Here is an 18889-nt window from a genome sequence, read left to right on the forward strand (position 1 = left end):
TCAATGTGCGGAACGCGCCGACGCTGAAGGGTGCATCGCGCTCGACGGCCAAGTCCGTGATGGCCTGGCACAGGTCGCCGTAGTCGTGCACGACCTGATCCACGGTAAACCCGAGCGCCAACAGTTGCTTCCCGTGTGCCGCCGCACTGACACCCATTTCTGTCAGGCTGGTCGCCTCGCCGCTCGCCGCCCCTGAAATGCGCAGGCTCTCGCCCATCTCTCCTCGTTTCTCTGCCTGCAGCGTACGGATCAATTGCTCCAAAAACAGCGGGACGCCATTGGCCAGTTGCGCTGTCGTGGCCGCACGGTGCGGCCGCTCTCCGACCTTCGCTCGGCATCGCGCGACCAGTTCCTCGCGGTTGTTGCTCAGAAACTTATCCATGATGAAACTACCCTGCGCCTAGAGGGCGCGCGCAAAGCAGCGCGCGTCCGAATTCGTTCCTGCTTCGTCGGCCACGAAACCGTGCGAACGGACCAGCCTGTGCATCGCCTCGTTCTCTCGCAGCACGTAGCCAAGCACGCGCCGCGTGCCGCGCCCAGCGAGAAAGTCGGTCATCTTGCGTAGCAACAAGGACCCGAGGCCGTGACCCTTGAGATCCGAGCGCACGATGATCGCGAACTCCGCATCGACGTTGTCCGGATCTATCACGGCACGCACGACGCCCAGCGTTTGCGCGGAGCCGTCTGGCAAGGTGCGCACGGCGATGAAGGCCATCTCGCGGGCGTAGTCGATCTGCGTCAGGCGGGCGAACTCGCTGCGTGGCAGTTCCCGTCGCACGCTGAAGAAGCGCATGCGCAAATCCTGCGGCGCCAGCATCGCGACGAAGGCGCGGTGCAGCGGTTCATCCTCCGGCCTTACCGGGCGCAGAACGATTGGCCCGCCACACCAGTCCACGCTCTGCACCAGCTCCGCCGGATAGGGTGTGATCGAGAAATTCGCAGCACCGCCACGAGCATGTCGGCTGAGACGCAAGCGGGCATCGAGTGAGATGACTCCGTCGTGGTCCGCCAACAAGGGGTTGATGTCGAGCTCGGCGAGTTCGGGCAAGTCGGCGAGCATCTGTGAGAGGGCAATCAGCACGTCGCTGATCGCGTCCAGCTGTGCTGGCGGATGGTCGCGATAGCCCGCCAACAGCTTGGCCACACGCGTGCGCGACACCAGCTCTCGCGCCAGCACGTGGTTCAGCGGAGGCAGGCCAATGGCCCGATCGGCCAGCACCTCAACGGCCGTGCCGCCTTGGCCAAACAGGATCACTGGCCCGAACACCGGGTCAATGCTGGCGCCGACGATCAGCTCCTGCGCCAACGGGCGATCCGCCATCGCTTGCACCGTGAAGCCGCTGATGCGCGCTTCAGGCCGCAAGGCCCGTACGCGTACCAGCATGTCGGCGCAGGCATTGCGAAGCGCAGGCTCGTCGCGCAGGGTCAGGCGTACGCCGCCCACGTCCGTCTTGTGGCTGACGTCAGGCGACAGAATCTTCAAGGCGACCGGAAAGCCAATCGCCAATGCTGCCTGCACGGCGTCGTCGGCCGAAGGACCGGTGGCCACCGTCGCGACGACCGGGATGCGGTAGGCCGTCAGTACCGCCTTGGCCTCCAGTTCGTTGAGCATGTCGCGGCCGTCGGCGAGTGCGGCCTCGATGATGGCGCGTGCGGCAGCGAAGTCGGGTTCACCGTTCTCGTTTGCCGTGGGGACTTCCGTCAACGAAGCCTGGTTGCGGCGGTACGTGGCCAGCATCGCGAAGGCCCGCACGGCCTCCTCGGGGGTGTCGTACACGGCCGCGCCGGCCTCTTCAAAGATGCGTTTCGCGTCGCGCACCGCCGCGTCACCGAGCCAGCAGGCCATCACGCGGCCGGGGTGCTGCCTGACCATCGGTGCGCAGGCGCGCGCGACGTCGTCGCTGCGGACGATTGCCGTGGGTGCGTGCATGAACAGCAGTGCGCCCGTGCTGCGGTCCGCCAGGAGCGCTTGCAGAGTCTCGGTGTAGCGGCGCACCGGTGCGTCGCCAATGATGTCGATCGGATTGCCGCGCGACCAGGTGGGCGGCAGCACCGCGTCGAGCGTGGCAAGGGTGCTCTCGCTCAGCGCATGCAGCGGCACACCGGCCAGCGCCGCTGCGTCCGCCGCCATCACGCCCGCGCCACCGCCGTTGGTCATCAGCGTCAACGCCTCGTCGCGGTTGGTGCCAAAGCGGGCCAGTGTTTCGGCCGCCATGAAGAGATCTTGCAGTGTGTCCACCCGCAGCATGCCGGCGCGGCGAATGGCGGCGTCGAAAACGATGTCGGATCCGACGAGCGCGCCAGAGTGGGAGGCGGCGGCTTTCAGGCCGTTGCCGGCGCGGCCGGCCTTCACGACGATGACCGGCTTGTTGCGCGCCGCAGCGCGTGCCGCCGACATGAACTTGCGCGGTGATTCGATCGACTCGATGTAGAGCAAGATCGAACGCGTGCGTGCATCGCTGGCCAGGTGGTCGATCAGGTCTGCGAAGTCCACGTCCGCATGCTCGCCGAGCGAGATCATGTGAGAGAAGCCGATGCGCCGAGACTTCGCCCAGTCGAGCACCGCTGTGACGAGCGCACCCGATTGCGACACGAAGGCCACCTCGCCGGCCAGCGCATCCGTGTGAGCAAAGCTGGCGTTGAGCCCGATGTGGGGGCTCAACAGCCCAAGGCAATTGGGGCCGAGCAGCCTGAGCATGTGCGGCCGGGCAGCGTCCAGGCACGCCTGCTTCTGAGCGCCGCTCAGTCCTGCCGTGATAACCAATGCGGCTCGCGTGCCGCGGCGGGCCAGCTCAGCGATCAAGCCGGGCACGGTGGCGGGTGGCGTGCAAATCACCGCGAGGTGGGGCGCTTGTGGCAAGTCGTCGGCATGCGTGAATACCGTTGCGCCATCAAGCGTCGAGTGCTTGGGGTTGAGGGCGTAGATGGGCCCGTCGAAACTGCCGGCGCGCAGATTGCGCCACACAGTGGCCCCCACGCTGCCGACGCGGTCGGACGCGCCGACGACGACGACTGACTTCGGCTCCAGCAGTAGGTCTAGATTTCGGTTGGTCATGGCGTGCGCACGTGGGCATGCACCTGTCTGCAGATTGATGCGCTGTGCTTGCATCAGGTTGCGGGAAACCGCCCCTGCGGGTCTGTACGCCAGCGAACAGATCTGGATACTGGATACGCCTAGCCTGCAAGGCATGAACCTGTCGACAACCCAAGCACGATCATGATCGACAGCTCACTGCTGGCGCTGCTCGGCGCTTTCGTGCTGTCCTTGATTGGCCTGTTCGCCTTCATCTGGTCGCTGCGCCGCGGCTTGATGGTCGAGAACCCGGCGGCGGCCTCCGTCATCTTCGCCCGTGGCGAGATCGGTCAGGTGGACGACCCGGCGCTGCCGGCCCACGAGCAGCTGGCAATGCAGGGCGCACTGGTGCCACGCCAAGACCCCGTCGTGCCCGCCGATCTGGCCGAGACGGAAGACCGCATCGCTGCCGACCGATCCAGCGCCTTCCCGGTTTTCGTGTTCCTGGCCTTCGCCTGCTTCTGGCTGCTGGTGGGGTCGGTCGCGGGACTGGTGGCCTCGCTCAAGCTGCACAACCCCGATTGGCTGACCAACGACGCCTGGCTCACCTTCGGCCGCATCCGCACCGTTCACCTGAACGCGGTGATCTACGGCTGGGCCACCAACGGCAGCCTCGGCATCATCATCTGGCTGCTGCCGCGACTGCTGCGCACGCCGCTCGTCGGCGCGATCTGGACGATGCTGGGTGGCACGCTGATCAATGTCGGCGTGGCTGCCGGCATCGGTGCCATTGCGATCGGCTGGACCGACGGCATGGAGTATCTGGAGATCCCCTGGCAGATCGGCATCTTCATCGCGGTCGGCTTTGTGATGGTGATCGCCACAGCGCTGTACACGCTCGTGAACCGCAAGGTGGAGCATCTGTACGTCAGCGTCTGGTACTTCATCGCGGCGCTGCTGTGGATCGCGCTGCTGTACGTGGTGGCCAAGCTGCCGGGCGTGCACTTCGGCGTGCAGCAGGCAACGACCAACTGGTGGTTTGGCCACAACGCGCTGGGGCTGTGGTTCACGCCGGTGGCGGTGGGTGCCATCTACTACTTTCTGCCCAAGATCATCGGCCGCCCGGTGCGCTCGTACAACCTGTCGCTGCTGGGCTTCTGGACGTTGGCTTTTTTCTACGGGCAGGTCGGCGGACACCACCTGATCGGCGGCCCGGTGCCAGGCTGGCTGACCACGCTGTCCATCGTGCAGAGCGTGATGATGGTGATTCCAGTCGTCGCCTTCAGCGTCAACCAGTTCGGCACCATGCAGGGCCAGATGCATCTGGCGCGCTACTCCCCGACGCTGCGTTTCATGATGCTGGGCGGGCTGATGTACCTCGGCTCTTCCGTTCAAGGCTCGCTGGAGTCATTGCGCAGCATCAACGCGGTCACCCATTTCACCCACTTCACCGTGGCCCATGCCCACCTGGGCATGTATGCCTTCGTCTCGATGGTGCTGTTCGGGGCGATCTACTTCATGCTGCCGCGCGTGCTGAACTGGGAGTGGCCTTACCCGCGGCTGATCAGCCTGCATTTCTGGCTGGTCGTCGTCGGCATCACGATCTACTTCGTCGGCCTGTCCATCGGCGGCTGGCTGCAGGGCATGGCGATGCTGGACGCGGCGCGGCCCTTCATGGAGTCGGTGACGCTCACCTTGCCTTACCTGCAGGCGCGCAGCGTTGGCGGTGCGCTGATGACGCTGGGGCATTTCGTGTTCGTCGGGCACTTCATGGCCATGGCGCTGCGCTTCGGTCCGCAGCGCGCAGGCGCGGCCCTGTTCTCACAGGCCAGCGCGGCATAACTGGCAAACCACATGGACAATGATCTCAAGCTTGTCAGCGGTGCCATGGTGGCCCTCGGCCTCGCGACGGCCGCGCTGGTGGTGATGCCCTACCTGCAGGTGCGCGACATCGCGCCGCCGAAAGACCTCAAGCCTTACACCGACCAGCAACTGCGGGGCCGGGTCGTCTACGTCGCCAACGGCTGCGTCTACTGCCACAGCCAGCAGCCGCGCGACCGCAAGGTCGGGCCCGACTTCGCGCGCGGCTGGGGGCGGCCCTCGGTACCGGCGGACTATTCGTACGACCGGCCGCATCAGCTGGGTTCCATGCGCACCGGGCCGGATCTCTTCAACATCGGCGCGCGCCAGCCGAGCCTCGACTGGCATCTGGGCCATCTCTACCAGCCGCGCGCTTACGTCCCAGGGTCCATCATGCCGGCCTTCACCTACCTGTTTCGTGTCAAGGCCACGGCGGACGAAGGCGAACAAGTGGTGAACATGCCGCCCGGCCAGGTGCCGGCGGGCATGGTGGTGGTGGCCTCGCCCGACGCCCTGGATCTCGTCAAGTATTTGCAGGCGCTCGACCACACCTATCCGGTGCTGCCATGACGGAGAACGACAGCACCAGGGAAGCACCGGCCATGCCGAGCGCCCAGCAGCGCGAACACCTGGAGCCGACCGAGCACAGCCGGCCGATCCCGTTGCTGGCGGCAGTCGTCACTGTCGGAGTCGTTCTCTTCGGCGTGGGCTACATCGCCCTCTCCGATCCGCCGGGTTCAGCGGCACTCGGCGACGGCCGCACGCTGGCCGACCTGCGATCGGCACCCAGCACGGCGGGCAAGCCAGTCGGCGCGGTGGATGGCAAACAGTTGTTTGCCGCCCAATGTGTGGCCTGCCACCAGGCCACCGGCAAAGGACTGCCCGGTGTGTTCCCGCCACTCGATGGTTCGGAATGGGTGCTCGGCGATGCACACACCGTGGCTCGCATCCTGCTGAACGGCATCGAAGGCGAGATCACCGTGGCTGGCAATGCCTACAAAGGCAATATGCCCGCCTTCAAGCAACTCGGCGACGCGGAGTTGGCCGCGCTTGCCAGCCACGTCCGCTCGCAGTGGTCGAATAAGGCGGCGCCGATCCCTGCTGAAGTGTTCGCACAGGAGCGCAAGGGCAACCTCCGCACGAAGCCGTTTGCCGGCGGCGCAGAACTGAAAAGCGCGCAGGGCGGCAAGCCGCCTTGAGCATCGAGACGGGGATGCTGCGCACCGGGCTGGCAAGCGTCGCCGTCGTGCTGCTGGGCGGGCTGAGCGCGGCATGGCTGACGCAGGATTTCCAGGTGTGGACGGCCGAAGGCGCGCGCCGGCTTGCGGTGATGCAAACCCCGGTTCCGGCTCCGCAAGCCACGCTGCAGGGGGCAGATCTGACCGGCGAGGACTTGCGGGCAGTGCTGAGCGCAATGCCCGGCCGCGTCACGATCGCCAGCTTCATCTACACACGCTGCCCCGGTGTGTGCCTGGCACTGGGTGACAGCTTTCAGCAGCTGCAACAGGCGCTCGCAGCACAGGCCGACGGCCGCGTGAGCCTGTTGTCGCTCAGCTTCGACCCGACGCACGACGACGAGGGCCAACTCCTTCGTTATGCAGCGCTGTGGCACGCCGATGCCAGGTACTGGCACATGGTCACCGTGCCCGATCAAGCCCAGTTGGACCGCCTGCTGCAAGCCTGGCAGGTCGTCGTCATTGCCGATGGCCGAGGCGGCTATGAACACAACGCGGCCCTGCTCGTGATTGACGCGCGCGGCCGCCTGGTGCGCATCTTCGACAACGCAGAACCCGCCGCCGCGCTGGCGTTTGCACGGTCCTTGTCATGAGGTGGCGCACGCTCTCGGGCCTACTCTTGCTCGCGCTCATGTTGCTGGCGGCAATGCGCCAGGCGGCTGAATCCAGCATGGCCACGCACATGCTGGTTCAGTACCCGTTGTTGTTGCTGTCCGGTGCATTGCTGGTGGGCAAGGCTCGCGGCCTGCAGCGGTGGAACGAACTGGGCATCGCCGGCCTGCTGTTCAGTGCCTTGACGATGGCGGTGCTGATGATCCCGCGCGTGCTCGACCTTGCATTGGTGGACCCGCGCGTGGAGTCGGCCAAGCTGCTGGCGCTGGTGCTCAGCGGCGCGGCGCTGGGGCTGTCGTGGGCTCGGGCCGGTGTCGTCCTGCAGGTTTTCTACCTGGGCAATGTGCTGCCCATGCTGGCCGTTGTCGGCACGCTGTACCAGGACGCCACAGTCCGCGTCTGCAACGCCTACCGGCTGAACGACCAGCAAACGCTGGGCACTGCGCTGGTGTGGGCGTCGGTCGGCATTCTCGTGGTGTGGCTTTGCGGTCTGTGGGCGGCGCAGCGTGTCGCGGCGGTGCGGCGCATGTTCAGCGCTCCATGAGGTGGGAATAGGTCTGGCGGTCAGTGGCATAGCAGCTGCAGGCAGCGGCCTCCAGGCCTGCGCGGTCAAGGACGGTCAATTGACCCCGGTGGTAGCGGATCAGGCCGCGACGCTGCAGATCGCTGGCCGCGCCGGTGATGCCCACTCTTCGCACGCCCAGCATCACGGCCAGGAACTCCTGCGTGACAGGAAATTCGTCGACGGCGGCCCGGTCCTGGCTCATCAGCAACCAGCGGCTCAGGCGTGGGCCGATCTCGTGATACCGCAGGCAGGCTGCGGCATTGGCCCGCTGATTCATCAGCACGCCCACGTAATGCAGCAGTCGGTGGCGCAAGGCAGCACTGCGCGCCAGCTCCTTGCGAAAGGCAGCGGCACGCACTCGCAAGGCCTCACCCGCGCCTTGGACGACGGCACCCAACGGATCGTGCTTGTGGCCGAGTGCCAGTTGCATGCCCACCATGCCTTCGCGGCCGGCCATGCCGACCTCGACGCGGTGACGGGCATCCAGCTCCGCGATCAGCGACACGAAGCTTGCGGTCGGGAAATAGACATAGCGCGTCAGTGAACCGGCTTCGGCCAGCACCTGAGCCAGCGTCAGGGCCACGGGCTCGCACAGTGCCAGCAGGCTGACCCGCGCCGCGGTTGGAAGGCTTTCGATCAGCTGATTCATGGCGCCGTGAAGGGTCCGCCTGTCGGGGTGAGCTTCACTTGGCGCCCAGCTTGGCGATGTCCACGCGCAACGCCGTCGGCGCGCCCTGGTCAATGTTGACGCTGGCGTCGGCCATCGCTGGACGGTGCAAGGCAGGTATCCGGGCCATGACGGCTCCTTGTTATGAGCTGCTCGCGCAGCAGAAGGTGCAGGCTGAGGCGATGAAAGGGCGCCGTCTGTCTGCCAGCGCACTCCACGCGGTCTGTGTTCGTTGCCGCACAGACCGCATGCGTGCATCGCGGCAGCATCGGCGTACACCCGGTGCACCGCCATCCGCGCGTCATCTGCCATCCACAAGAAGGAAGAGCCGTGAACCATGATCGTTTCCAGGGCCAGTGGGCCCAGTTCCAGGGCAGGGCGCGCGAGCAGTGGGGGCGGTTGACCGTGGAGGACTTGGCCGTTGTGGCCGGCCAGCGCGAACAACTGGTGCGCCGCTTGGGCGTTCTCTACGGCATCGAGTTTCAAGAAGCCGAGCAGCAGATTCGCCGCTGGATACGCTGCGCCGAGCACCAGGCGCGCGGGTCGCGCCTGCGCACGTGAACACGCCCTCGTCGCCCGCAGCGCTGCTGCGTGAGGCCCTGGCGAAGTGCGAGGAGCGGTCCCAGCGGGCCGAGTCCGAATTGGCCCAGGCGCATCGCGCCCTGCACATCACCCAGGAGGCGCTCGCGCGCAGCCAGCATGACGAGCAACTGGCGCGCGAGAGCGCCGGCCGCGATGCCTTGACCGGCTTGTCCAACCGGCTCGCCTTCGCTCAGCATGCGCAGCAGACGCTGGAGCAGCATGCGGCGCAGTCTCGCTGCCTGTGTCTGATGTTCCTCGATCTGGATGGCTTCAAGGCGGTGAACGATCAGCACGGCCACGCCGCCGGCGATGCGCTCTTGCAGGCCATCGCGTCCAGGTTGCTGCACGCGCTGCGCGGCGAGGCCCGTTCTGCGGGGCTGCATCACGCGCAGGACCGCGTCTGCCGGCATGGCGGCGACGAATTCCTGTGCCTGCTGCCGAATGTGCAGCACCCCGAGCAGGCCCTGATGATCGGGCGCAAGTTGATGGCCACGGTGGCGCGGCCCTGCAGCATCGGGCCGATCTTCGTGAGCGTGCAGGCCAGTGTGGGCATCGCCCTTTTCCCGCAGCACGGCAGCACGCTGGAAGCACTGGTGGCCAGTGCCGATCACGCGATGCTGCAGGCCAAGGCCAGTCGTATGGGGCTGGCCCTGGCTGGCACTGCGCAGGCGGTGCCGCTGAGAGCGAATGCGAGCAACGGAGTGGCGGGGTAAGGCGCGTGGCTGTCAAAGCGTGCTGGCCATCAGTTCGGTGTCGAACAGACACACTTTGACGAGCTCGTCAGGCTGGCGGCGTTGCATGTCCCGAGAACCCTTGATGAGCCCGTCCACCGCCTTGCGCCGCGCGCCAACGTTGATGCAGGCTGCTGCTTGCCCGCCAGGAGTGGCGCCGCTCTTCCTGGCCACCCCGCACGTGAGTTCCTTTCTCGGCAAGCGCTTGCTGACCCGGGCCAGCGGCTTCTTCTTTCTGCGCGATGAACGCCTCTACTTGGTGACCAGCCGGCATGTCCTCATCGACGGCGACAGTGACCACCTGCCCGACCGGCTGGAGATCGAGCTGCATCTGGCGGGCACTGACCTGACACGGTCCACCGACTTCTCGATGCTGCTGCACCAGCATGGCCGGGCGGTCTGGCATCAGGGGCACGACAGCGGTGGTGAAGTGGACGTGGCTGTGCTGGAGCTGCAGCGCGAGCGCCTGCCCGCGGGCGTCGTTATCCACGCGTTCACGCCCGCGCATCTTGTGCAGTCTGTAGCCGAGGTGCCGGTCGCCGCGTCGCTGGTGGTGGCAGGCTTCCCGCTAGGCTTTCACGATGCGCTGCATCACCTGCCGGTGCTGCGCCACGTCATGCTGGCCTCGCCCTACGGCATCCGCTTTCAGGGCCAGGGCTTCTTCCTCACCGACGGCCGCACCCACCGGGGCACCAGTGGCGCGCCGGTGCTGATGCGCGACGCCGGTGCCGGCGCCACGGCTGCGCTGCCCTGGAAGCTGCTGGGCGTGCATTCCTCGCGCATGGACATGGGTGACCGCGACCTGGTGCTCGACGAGTCGCTCGGCTTGAACTGCGTCTGGTACGCGGACATCCTGCTGGCGTTGACCGCCCCCCGACCCGATTCCCATGCCCCTGCTCAAGCTTGAACACAGTCCCTTCGAGTACCGCGCGGACTTCATCGTGTACGGCCTGCTCTGCATGCTGCTCGCCGGGTTGCTGGTGGTCGATGCCCCGGTTGGCGAGGGCTGGCGGCTGATGGCCTGGGTGCTGGCGGGCGCGGCGGGCTGGACGCTGCTGGAATACCTGCTGCACCGCTTCGTGCTGCACGCGCTGCCGCCTTTCAAAGGCTGGCATGCCGAGCATCACCGCCGGCCCAATGCGCTGGTCGCGCTGCCGACGTTGATGACCGTCACGCTGTTCGCCACGTTGATCGGCTTGCCCGCAGCATGGCTGCTCGGCACCTGGCCGGCCACGGCCTTGAGCCTGGGCCTGGCGGGCGGCTACCTGAGCTACGGACTCATCCATCACGCGACCCACCACGGCTTCGGGCGCTGGCCGTCTCGCCAGAGTTGGCTCGCACAGCGTCGCCGTTGGCACGCCATGCATCACCGCCGGCCGCCGGGCAGCCCGCACGCGGCGGGCTCATCGGCGTTCTACGGCGTCAGCAACGGGTTCTGGGATCGGGTGTTCGGCACCGGCCGGCGTTGATAACCGACGGGTGGGGGCCGCTCAAGTCGCGGCGCGCACGGGCAGCAGTCGGTCGTATTCCTGCTTGACGACCGAATAGCACTCGCAGCTGCGCGCCTCCAGGCCTTCGCGGTCCAGGACGGTGATGTGACCGCGCGCGTAGCGGATCAGCCCGGCCTCTTGCAGCTTCAGCGCCGCCTCGGTGACGCCTTCGCGGCGCACGCCCAGCATGTTGGCGATGAGCTCCTGCGTCATCGCCAGCTCATTCCCGCTGAGCCGGTCCAGACTCAGCAGCAGCCAGCGGCAGAGCTGCTGGTCCAGCAAGTGGTGGCGGTTGCAGACGGCGGTCTGCGCCATCTGCGTGATCAGGGCCTGCGTGTAGCGCAGCAGCAGGTGCAGCACCGGGCTGGAGCGACTGAATTCTTCCTTGAGCACGGCAGCACGCAGGCGGTAGCCGCGCCCCGCGCTTTGCACCACGGCACGGCTGGTGGTGGATTCCCCACCCATGAAGAGCGAAATACCCACCAGGCCCTCGTAGCCCACCACCGCGATCTCGGCCGAAGCGCCGTCCTCCATCACGTACAGCAGCGACACGATGGCCGTGGTGGGGAAATACACATGGCTGAGCACACTGCCGGACTCGTAGAGCACGCGGCCCAGCGGCAGTTGCACGGCTTCAAGCAAGGGTTCCCAGCGCTGCCACTCGGCCTGGGGCAACGCGGCCAGCAACTGGTTGGCTAAGGGGTCACTGCCACGGGGCATAGGCTCGCTTCGGTGAATCGGGCAACGTGCCGCGGGTGCCTGGCGAATGTAGGCCAAAGCTGCCTCGATGAATGTTCGGTAGCGCACATACCAACAGCCGCACCCGCCCTGGTGCAGTCTGCGCTGCAAAAAAGGAAGGGCCGTGGCGATTGCGCGCCGCGGCCCCTTGGTGATTCGAGTGAGAACTCAGGATTTGTGCAGAGCACCTTTTTGCGGGGCCTTGGCCTCGCCTGAGGCCGCCGGCGTGGCGCCGCTCTTGGCGGCACCTGTGTCCGCCGGGCCGGTCTTGCCGGCGACGACTTCTGGCTTGTGCTGGCGTTTGTCGGCGGGCTTCTTGCTGGCGTGGTGTTTCATGGGCTGTTCTGTCTTTTGCGAGTGGGGGGCGGCGTCGCGGGCTGGCTTCAGCGGGGCTGAGTCCGGTCACTTCACCGCCGCAGAGCGTGGCGCCTGGCGCGATGGCCGTCTGTGCGCTGCCGCCCGATGGCGCCGTTGGTGGCGGCGTCGAGGAACGTGTTGGAGTGCCAGGCGGTGGCCAGCGGCCCGGTCTCGGCCTCGCCGTCGCCGTACTCATGGGTGGCGTGGGCCCGGGGTCGTCTCAAAGCTTGGCAGTCCGCAGGCGCAAGGCGTTGCCGATGACGGACACGGAACTCAGGCTCATCGCGGCGCCGGCGATCACCGGGCTAAGCAGCAAGCCAAAGAACGGGTAGAGCACGCCGGCCGCGACCGGGATGCCGACCGCGTTGTAGAAGAAGGCGAAGAACAGGTTCTCGCGGATGTTCCACATCGTGGCCCGGCTCAGCCGGATGGCTTGCGCGATGCCTCGCAGGTCGCCCTTGACCAGCGTGATGCCTGCGCTCTGCATCGCGATGTCGGTGCCCGTGCCCATCGCGATGCCGACCTCGGCTTCGCTCAGAGCCGGCGCATCGTTGATGCCGTCGCCGGCCATCGCCACGTGCTCGCCGGCTTCGCGCAGCTTCTTGACATGCGCGACCTTGCCGGCCGGCTCGATCTCGGCTTGCACCTCGTCCAGGCCGAGCGTCTTGGCGACGGCGGCGGCGGTGCGGCGGTTGTCGCCGGTCAGCATGACGAGCTTGAGCCCGAGCGCCTGCAGTTCGCACACGGCTTCGGCACTGCTGGCCTTGATCGGGTCGGCCACCGCGAGGACGCCAGCCGCCTGGCCGTCGATGGCGACGAACATCGCCGTCTTGCCGTCTTCCTGCAGCACGACCGCGCTCGCTTCGAGGGAGTCGAGGCCGCTGACCTTCTCGTTGCGCAAGAAGTCTGGCTTGCCCACCAGCACGGCGCGGCCCTTTGCCGTGCCGGCCACGCCGCCAGCCGTCACCGAGCGGAAGTCCGTCACCGCCTCCAGCGCCAGACCCTTGTCCTTGGCGCCCTGCACGATCGCTGCGGCCAGCGGGTGTTCGCTGCTTTGTTCGAGCGAGGCGGCCAACATCAGCAACTCATCCGCGTCGACACCATCCGCCGGCAGCACGTCCATCAACCGCGGCTTGCCCTCCGTCAACGTGCCGGTCTTGTCGACCACCAGCACGGTGACCTTCTCCAGCCGCTCCAGCGACTCGGCGTTCTTCACCAACACGCCTAGCTGCGCACCGCGCCCGACACCGACCATGATCGACATCGGCGTGGCCAGGCCCAGCGCACACGGGCAGGCAATGATCAGCACCGCGACGGCGTTGACCAGCGCGTGGGCCAGCTGCGGCTGCGGCCCCCACCAAAACCAGACGACGAACGTCAGCGCCGACACCGCGATCACCAGCGGCACGAAGATACCGGAGACCTTGTCTGCCAGACCTTGAATCGGGGCGCGGCTGCGCTGGGCCTGCGCCACCATGGCGACGATCTGGCCCAGCAGGGTGTCGCTGCCAACCCGGTCAGCGCGCATCACGAAGCTGCCCGCGCCGTTGACGGTGCCGCCGGTCACGCGGTCGTCAACAGCCTTCTCCACCGGCAGCGGCTCGCCGCTGATCATCGACTCCTCGACGCTCGAATGGCCTTCGATGACGACGCCGTCCACGGGCACCTTCCCGCCCGGCACCACGCGCAGCCGGTCGCCCACCTGGACTTGCGCCAGCGGCACGTCATGGTCGCCATCCGCATCGACCTTGCGCGCAGTCGGCGGCGCCAGGTTCAGCAGCGCCTTGATTGCGCTGCCGGTGCGGCTGCGCGCGCGCAGTTCAAGCACCTGGCCGAGCAGCACCAGCACGACCACCGTGGCCGCCGCCTCAAAGTACAACGGCGCCTTGCCGTCGTGATGCAGCGCAGCCGGCAACAACCCGGGAAGCAACATCGCTGCGGCACTGAACAGGTAGGCCGCGCCAACGCCGAGGGCGATGAGCGTGAACATGTTGAGGTGCCGGCTGACGACCGAGCGCCAGCCGCGCACGAAGAACGGCCAACCCGCCCAGCCGACCACCGGCGTGGCCAGTGCCAACTGCAGCCAGCGCGCGGGCTCGCTGTCGAGCCAAGCCTGGCTACCGAGCGCTGGGACCAAGTGCGACATCGCCAGCACAAACACCGGCAGGGTCAGCGCCGCGCCGATCCAGAAGCGCCGTGTCATGTCGCGCAGTTCGTCGCCTTCAGCGCTTTCCTCAGCTGCGCCGCCCGCACCGCCCAACTTGGACGTTGCCAGCTCCAGCGCCATGCCGCATTTCGGGCAGGGCCCGGCGTGGTCTTGCTGCACTTCGGGGTGCATAGGGCACGTGTAGATGGCCACGACGGATGCTGGTGGTCTCGGTACCGCGGACTGCTGGGCGGTCGGCGTGCTGACGGTGCCCGCTTGAGCGGGGGTATCGGTGATTGAATCTGCGCTCATGGCCGCTCCAGGCGATGGGACTGCTGCAGGTCGCACCCCAGCGCGTAGCGCCTCGTGAGGCCTGGAAAACAGGCCTCAGCCAATGTGATCCTTTTGAACCTCAGATTCCTCTATGTCCTCTGGATGCTTCTGACCGCTGCTCTTGTGCCGGTCTGGCACTTCGCTTTCTTCGGTCTGCTCAATGGGCAGCTTGTCATCCCGCGAGGGGGCGGGAGTGATGTGGCCGGGCAGGTGCAGCGTGCCGCCAAGCCGCTTGCCCGTTGGCGCAACGGTCGAATCGATTTTCATGAGGGAGCCTTCAATGGCCGGGTGGCGTCACCTTAGCTTTTGCACGCCCGGAACTCCGTTCGGTAGCGCACGTGGCCAACGTCAATCGGCATCGCCGCAAATGCCCAGTTGCATGAATGAACTGCTACGGCCGCGCCAGGGCCTCGTAGCCCGAGGTGACGTCGAAGAGTTCCTCGTCGATGGCGCTCTGGCGCTGCCGGTGAATGCGGCCGTGCAGGTTTTCGAGCAAGTCCTTGATGTTGCGGTCAGCACGCTCCATCGCCGCTAGCCGGCTGGCGTTCTCGCTCGCCAGCGATTCGGCACAGGCGCGGAACAGCGAGATGAACAGGTACTCGCGGATCAGGGTGCGCAGCGTGGTCGCGCCGTGTTCCATCACTTCGGGCAGCATCTTGCCGGGCCAGGGCAAGGCCGCCAGGCTGTGTTGCCACGCGGCGTCGAGCGGCAAGAGGCGCTGGTCGACCGGCTCGTACAGCGAGGCCGCCAGAGGGCGGTTGTGGAAGACGAGCACCTCCCTGATCTGCCCCGCGCCGCCCCGCGCGCGGCGCGCCTCGCTATCGATCTGGATCTGCGCGACCAGCGGCGTGATGGCCTCGACCGACCCCGGCACGGCGTAGGTGCCCAGCACCTCTAGCCCCGCGTCCTTCAGGTGAGCTTGCACACGTTCGCCGACGGGCCAGACCTGCGCCGCGCCGGACCGCGCCGCCAAAGTGCGGACCGCATGCTCGGCGATCACATCGTTGAAGGGACCGACGAGGCCTTGGTCCGAGCCGAAGACGATGGCGCCCACCGCGTGCGATGGCCCTGCCGCGATGGGTGGCGCGGCCTCAGGGTCCGCCCGTGCCTGTCGGAAGCATTCGCTCAGGCCGAGCGAGACGGTGCGGTCGTAGTCGGCGAGGGCGAGCACCGAGCGCTCGTAGTCGCCGATGCTCGACGCAGCCAGCGCCTTCATCGTTCGCACCACGGCATGCAGGTCGCCCGCACCGGCGATCTTGCGGCGCAGCGCTGCAAGGCCATCGCTCACGGCGCCACCTCTTTCGCGGCCGCTGCGTCGGCACCTGCATCGGCCTTGGGCAGGAAGGCCTTCAGCACCGCAGCTGTGTTGGCGCCGACGCCGGAATAAGCCAGTTACGACCTTCGCGCCGATCTGCCACTGAGCCATTCGAAATGGCCACACATCGCATCACCATTGGACGAGCTACGCAAATGGGTGGCTCACTAAAAAGTCGGCACGGTGGCTCAGTTGGCGGTCGGCGCCAACAATCTCACCACAGCCTTGATGGTCGAGGCGGCCGAGCTGGCGGAGATCTTCCAATAGATGACGCCGGAGGCGTCTCGGATTGCGCACGACGACGCTGGGCTGAAGGGGCGCATCGGCGAAGAGGTCGCTGACGTGTTGCTTTACCTGCTGCAGGTTGCGGACCACAGCCAGATCGACATCGCGGAGGCGGTCAAGGACAAGCTGGCACGCAATGCGCTGAAGTACCCAGCGACGCGTGAGGTGGCCCGGGTCCCGTCGGCTCGGAGTGCGGTGCCCGGCACGCACGTGCTGTTGGACTACGAGAACGTGCAGCCTACCGAGGACGAGCTTCGGATGCTGGTGCCGGATGCCAACCAGGTGTGGGTCTTCCATGGGCCGCACCAGCGCGAGGTCGAGCGGCGGTTTGCATCGTTCGGCACCAACGTGACGGCGGTGCCGATCAGCAAGACAGGGAAGAACGCCCTGGACTTTCATCTGTCGTTCTATATGGGTTACATCGCTTCGAAGAATCAGGCGTCGGCGATGGTGGTGGTGGCGAACGACAAGGGCTATGAGCCGATGCTGGAGCACGCCAGGTCGATGGGATTCATGGCGCGGCAAGTGGGGCATGGCTCGCCCGGGCCGCAGGCGTCCGTGAAGGCTGCGCCGGCTGCGAAGGAGGTGGTCCCCGCGAAGCCCGCAGCCAAGAAGGCGACCGCGAAGAAGGCGACCGCAAAGAAAGCGCCTGCGAAGAAGGTGGCCGCGAAGAGTGCCGCCGTCAAGCAGCCAGCGGTGAAGCCGGTGCCGGTGAAGAAGGTTGTGGCGAAGAAGGCTGTCGCTGCGGCGCCGGTTGCCAAGAAGGCGCCTGCAAAGAAGGCGGTGCCGGCAAAGAAGGCGGCGGTGAAGAAGGTCAACCCACTGCCTGCAAAGAAGGCCGCCGTGCCAGTTCCATCGGTCGCAGCCAAGGTGCCTGCGGCGGTCACTGATGGTGCGAAGGCGGTGCCGTTGCCTGCGGACTCTGCGGCGACCGATGACGGTGTCGTGAGGGCGGACTCGGTGAAGGGCGCGTCGTATCCGAGGTTTGATGCGTCGAGTGGGTCCACTGTTGCCAAGGTTTGAGAGGTTGATGCCGGATGGGCTGGAGCAGGTGCTGACAGGGCTTGGTGAGGTGCTGCCGATGCCAGGTCTCGGTGGGCCTGGGCGTCTCCCCGCTGCGCGGGGCCGGGCTGTTGCGCTGCGCGTCGAGCCACCGAGGTACGGCGTCTCGCCCCTGACGGGCTGCGATCCCTGACGCAACACGGTCAGGCCGGCTGTGCCGGCTGAAGCGTGGGGCGGCCCGTTCCCGTGCCCGGGGGCCAGCAGGCTGTTTCCTTCACGCTGCGCGCGAAAGGCCTGCTTGGCGAACTGGCCGGTTTTGATCGACTGCGCTGCGCGCTGGTCCGGCCAGATCGCCACCCCGGTCACCCGCCAAGCCCGAAGCCGGGCCGCTGAATTCAGAAATCCAAGCCAGCGATCAGCGGCTCGACCGTCGCGCCAGTCGTCCGCTTCGCTACCTTGGTGTCACGCCGGCCGCAGAGCCGCCGCTGTTCGAGATCGTTCGGTCGGCTGCGCTGCAACCGCTGCGCCAGGCGAGCTGTCACATCGGCCGCGACGCTGCGCCGCCCGTGGGGAGGAGGGCAGCTCGTGCGCCAGTCGTCCCACCGCGCTCCCCCCAGCTGCGCCCCCGTCCCTTGTGAGGGGGACTTGTGGGGGGATCTTCAAGCGGTGGGCCGGGAAACTGGCTCACTGCTTCGGCTGCTGAAGGCAGACATCCATCCCCAACCCCTTCCCGCCGGAAGGGGCCGTGCCCACCCCCCGCCCGCCCGTGGGCGGGAGCGAGGAAGTCCGAGCGAGAGGATCAGTTTTCAGGGAAACCCGGACCGGGCCCCGGCTGATCTCTCACGCAAGGAGATATGGCCATGGCCAACGTTCAAATTTTCCAACGTCACGCGCACTTGGTAGGCGCCGTCAAGCTCGAATTCGTCAACGGACGCGAGGGCAAGATCGCCAAGGGCGTGCTGACCGCGATCAGCAACACCCGGCGCGCGAGTCGTGATGGCGGTGAAGCCCGCGAGGAGGAGTCCACCGCGATCCAGTGGACGCTGTGGGGCAAGCAGGCCGAGAACGCCGCCGAGTACCTGGGCAAGGGCTCGCACGTCAACATCGTCGGCCGGCTGCGCAACAACAACTACGAGAAGAACGGCGAGACCGTCTACGGCATGGCGTTCACCGCCGAGGAGATCGACTACCTCGACAGCCGTGCCGAAAGCGAAGCCCGCCGCCATGGTGGCCAGGGCGCCGAGGGCGAAACGACGTCGCGCAGCGGTGAGCAGGCCGCTCCAGTCGCCAGCACTCGTAAGCCCCGCAGCGCGCGTCAGCCGGCACACGCCGACGCCTGAACCCTCATCGGGTGGGCGTGAAGCTGGTCAACCAAGCACCGAGCCGCGCCCGCCCTTCGAACCTCATTCACCGATCGAAGGAAATCATCATGTACTCGACCCCGACACTCGCGACCCGCTTTGCTCGCAACACCCGCGTGATCCGCGGTGACCAGCCCCTGAGCGAAGACCAGATGCGCGCCGCAGCGCCGTCCATCTTCGCGGAGGGCAAGCATGCAAGCCGCTCCGATCGCTACACCTACATTCCCACCATCGACGTGCTGCGCGGCCTGCGCAAAGAGGGCTTCGAGCCCTTCATGGTCGCCCAGGGCGCCAGCCGCGTCGAAGGCAAGGCGGAGTTCACCAAGCACATGATCCGCATGCGCCACGCAGGCCAGGTGCAGACCCGTGCCGAGGCGAACGAGATCATCCTGATCAACAGCCACGACGGCGCCAGCTCTTACCAAATGCTCGCGGGCATGTTCCGCCTATGTACTGCGGGACATAGGCGAAACTATGTCCGGTGCCGAACTATGTCCCGTCGATCGGCATTCGCCTGAGCCAGCAAGGCTCGCTCGCCAACAACGCTGTACATAGCAATCCTCCTTACCGGGCATGTCGCCCGCAAGGAGACCATCA

The 18889-nt window shown here is 66.8% G+C and carries 19 protein-coding genes and 2 pseudogenes; 12 read left to right on the forward strand and 9 right to left on the reverse strand.

The window, feature by feature from the left end; genetic code table 11:
• Nucleotides 1-382: pseudogene (locus ABIS05_RS08745) on the reverse strand (sensor histidine kinase); the annotation flags it as partial.
• Between the two features lie 18 nt (nt 383-400).
• The gene (locus ABIS05_RS08750) at nt 401-3109 is read right to left on the reverse strand and encodes a bifunctional acetate--CoA ligase family protein/GNAT family N-acetyltransferase (RefSeq protein WP_348063240.1); all 2709 of its coding nucleotides are present in this window, start codon (nt 3107-3109) and stop codon (nt 401-403) included.
• A 111-nt stretch (nt 3110-3220) separates the two neighbouring features.
• Here ABIS05_RS08750 and ABIS05_RS08755 point away from each other — a divergent pair, with 111 nt between their 5' ends.
• The 5 genes from ABIS05_RS08755 to ABIS05_RS08775 are packed head-to-tail and all read left to right on the forward strand — an operon-like array spanning nt 3221 to nt 7264.
• Complete coding sequence (locus ABIS05_RS08755) at nt 3221-4855, forward strand: cbb3-type cytochrome c oxidase subunit I (RefSeq protein ID WP_348014309.1); 1635 nt, start codon at nt 3221-3223, stop codon at nt 4853-4855.
• Between the two features lie 12 nt (nt 4856-4867).
• Nucleotides 4868-5443: a cbb3-type cytochrome c oxidase subunit II gene (locus ABIS05_RS08760; protein ID WP_348014293.1), complete on the forward strand. Its 576-nt coding sequence runs from the start codon at nt 4868-4870 to the stop codon at nt 5441-5443.
• The gene (locus tag ABIS05_RS08765) at nt 5440-6072 is read left to right on the forward strand and encodes a cytochrome c (protein WP_348014294.1); all 633 of its coding nucleotides are present in this window, start codon (nt 5440-5442) and stop codon (nt 6070-6072) included. The genes ABIS05_RS08760 and ABIS05_RS08765 overlap by 4 nt, the downstream gene beginning before the upstream one ends.
• On the forward strand, nt 6069-6701 hold the full coding sequence (locus ABIS05_RS08770) for an SCO family protein (protein WP_348014295.1): 633 nt from the start codon (nt 6069-6071) through the stop codon (nt 6699-6701). The genes ABIS05_RS08765 and ABIS05_RS08770 overlap by 4 nt, the downstream gene beginning before the upstream one ends.
• Nucleotides 6702-6739: 38 nt before the next feature.
• Nucleotides 6740-7264 carry a hypothetical protein gene (locus tag ABIS05_RS08775; protein ID WP_348014296.1) on the forward strand — a complete coding sequence of 175 codons (525 nt, stop codon included), beginning with the start codon at nt 6740-6742 and terminating at the stop codon, nt 7262-7264.
• On the opposite strand, the gene ABIS05_RS08780 is transcribed toward ABIS05_RS08775, so the two are convergent.
• Nucleotides 7251-7934 carry a Crp/Fnr family transcriptional regulator gene (locus ABIS05_RS08780; RefSeq protein ID WP_348014297.1) on the reverse strand — a complete coding sequence of 228 codons (684 nt, stop codon included), beginning with the start codon at nt 7932-7934 and terminating at the stop codon, nt 7251-7253. The two genes, ABIS05_RS08775 and ABIS05_RS08780, sit on opposite strands and share 14 nt — an antisense overlap.
• Before the next feature lie 348 nt (nt 7935-8282).
• Between ABIS05_RS08780 and ABIS05_RS08785 the strand changes: the two genes are divergently transcribed.
• The 4 genes from ABIS05_RS08785 to ABIS05_RS08800 all read left to right on the forward strand — a co-directional run bounded on the left by ABIS05_RS08785 (nt 8283) and on the right by ABIS05_RS08800 (nt 10734).
• Nucleotides 8283-8513: a general stress protein CsbD gene (locus ABIS05_RS08785; RefSeq protein WP_348014298.1), complete on the forward strand. Its 231-nt coding sequence runs from the start codon at nt 8283-8285 to the stop codon at nt 8511-8513.
• Nucleotides 8510-9247 (forward strand): GGDEF domain-containing protein, encoded by a 738-nt coding sequence (locus ABIS05_RS08790; RefSeq protein WP_348014299.1) that lies wholly within the window; start codon nt 8510-8512, stop codon nt 9245-9247. The genes ABIS05_RS08785 and ABIS05_RS08790 overlap by 4 nt, the downstream gene beginning before the upstream one ends.
• 85 nt (nt 9248-9332) lie before the next feature.
• Nucleotides 9333-10172, forward strand: a complete 840-nt coding sequence (locus tag ABIS05_RS08795; protein ID WP_348063241.1) for a trypsin-like peptidase domain-containing protein — start codon at nt 9333-9335, stop codon at nt 10170-10172.
• Entirely contained in the window at nt 10153-10734 is a 582-nt protein-coding gene (locus ABIS05_RS08800) for a sterol desaturase family protein (RefSeq protein WP_348014301.1), read from the forward strand. The genes ABIS05_RS08795 and ABIS05_RS08800 overlap by 20 nt, the downstream gene beginning before the upstream one ends.
• Before the next feature lie 21 nt (nt 10735-10755).
• On the opposite strand, the gene ABIS05_RS08805 is transcribed toward ABIS05_RS08800, so the two are convergent.
• From ABIS05_RS08805 to ABIS05_RS08830, 6 genes are all read right to left on the reverse strand, one after another.
• Nucleotides 10756-11475 carry a Crp/Fnr family transcriptional regulator gene (locus ABIS05_RS08805; RefSeq protein ID WP_348014302.1) on the reverse strand — a complete coding sequence of 240 codons (720 nt, stop codon included), beginning with the start codon at nt 11473-11475 and terminating at the stop codon, nt 10756-10758.
• A gap of 186 nt (nt 11476-11661) precedes the next feature.
• On the reverse strand, nt 11662-11829 hold the full coding sequence (locus ABIS05_RS08810) for a hypothetical protein (protein ID WP_348014303.1): 168 nt from the start codon (nt 11827-11829) through the stop codon (nt 11662-11664).
• Between the two features lie 71 nt (nt 11830-11900).
• Nucleotides 11901-12074 (reverse strand): hypothetical protein, encoded by a 174-nt coding sequence (locus ABIS05_RS28205; RefSeq protein WP_407074912.1) that lies wholly within the window; start codon nt 12072-12074, stop codon nt 11901-11903.
• Nucleotides 12071-14308: a copper-translocating P-type ATPase gene (locus ABIS05_RS08820; RefSeq protein WP_348014304.1), complete on the reverse strand. Its 2238-nt coding sequence runs from the start codon at nt 14306-14308 to the stop codon at nt 12071-12073. Before ABIS05_RS08820 ends, ABIS05_RS28205 begins: the two co-directional genes overlap by 4 nt.
• Before the next feature lie 75 nt (nt 14309-14383).
• Nucleotides 14384-14596 (reverse strand): hypothetical protein, encoded by a 213-nt coding sequence (locus tag ABIS05_RS08825; protein ID WP_348014305.1) that lies wholly within the window; start codon nt 14594-14596, stop codon nt 14384-14386.
• 124 nt (nt 14597-14720) lie between these two features.
• Nucleotides 14721-15617 carry a F0F1 ATP synthase subunit gamma gene (locus ABIS05_RS08830; RefSeq protein WP_348014306.1) on the reverse strand — a complete coding sequence of 299 codons (897 nt, stop codon included), beginning with the start codon at nt 15615-15617 and terminating at the stop codon, nt 14721-14723.
• Nucleotides 15618-15911: 294 nt separating this feature from the next.
• Between ABIS05_RS08830 and ABIS05_RS08835 the strand changes: the two genes are divergently transcribed.
• The 3 genes and pseudogenes from ABIS05_RS08835 to ABIS05_RS08845 form a co-directional block, all read left to right on the forward strand.
• Nucleotides 15912-16952: a PIN domain-containing protein gene (locus ABIS05_RS08835; protein ID WP_348014307.1), complete on the forward strand. Its 1041-nt coding sequence runs from the start codon at nt 15912-15914 to the stop codon at nt 16950-16952.
• 839 nt (nt 16953-17791) lie between these two features.
• Nucleotides 17792-18271, forward strand: coding sequence for a single-stranded DNA-binding protein (locus tag ABIS05_RS08840; protein ID WP_348014308.1), 480 nt, complete (start codon nt 17792-17794; stop codon nt 18269-18271).
• An 89-nt stretch (nt 18272-18360) separates the two neighbouring features.
• Nucleotides 18361-18753, forward strand: a pseudogene (locus tag ABIS05_RS08845) (DUF932 domain-containing protein); the annotation flags it as partial.
• Nucleotides 18754-18889: the final 136 nt, after the last annotated feature.

Source organism: Roseateles sp. (assembly GCF_039929605.1).
Classification (GTDB): Bacteria; Pseudomonadota; Gammaproteobacteria; order Burkholderiales; family Burkholderiaceae_C; genus Pelomonas.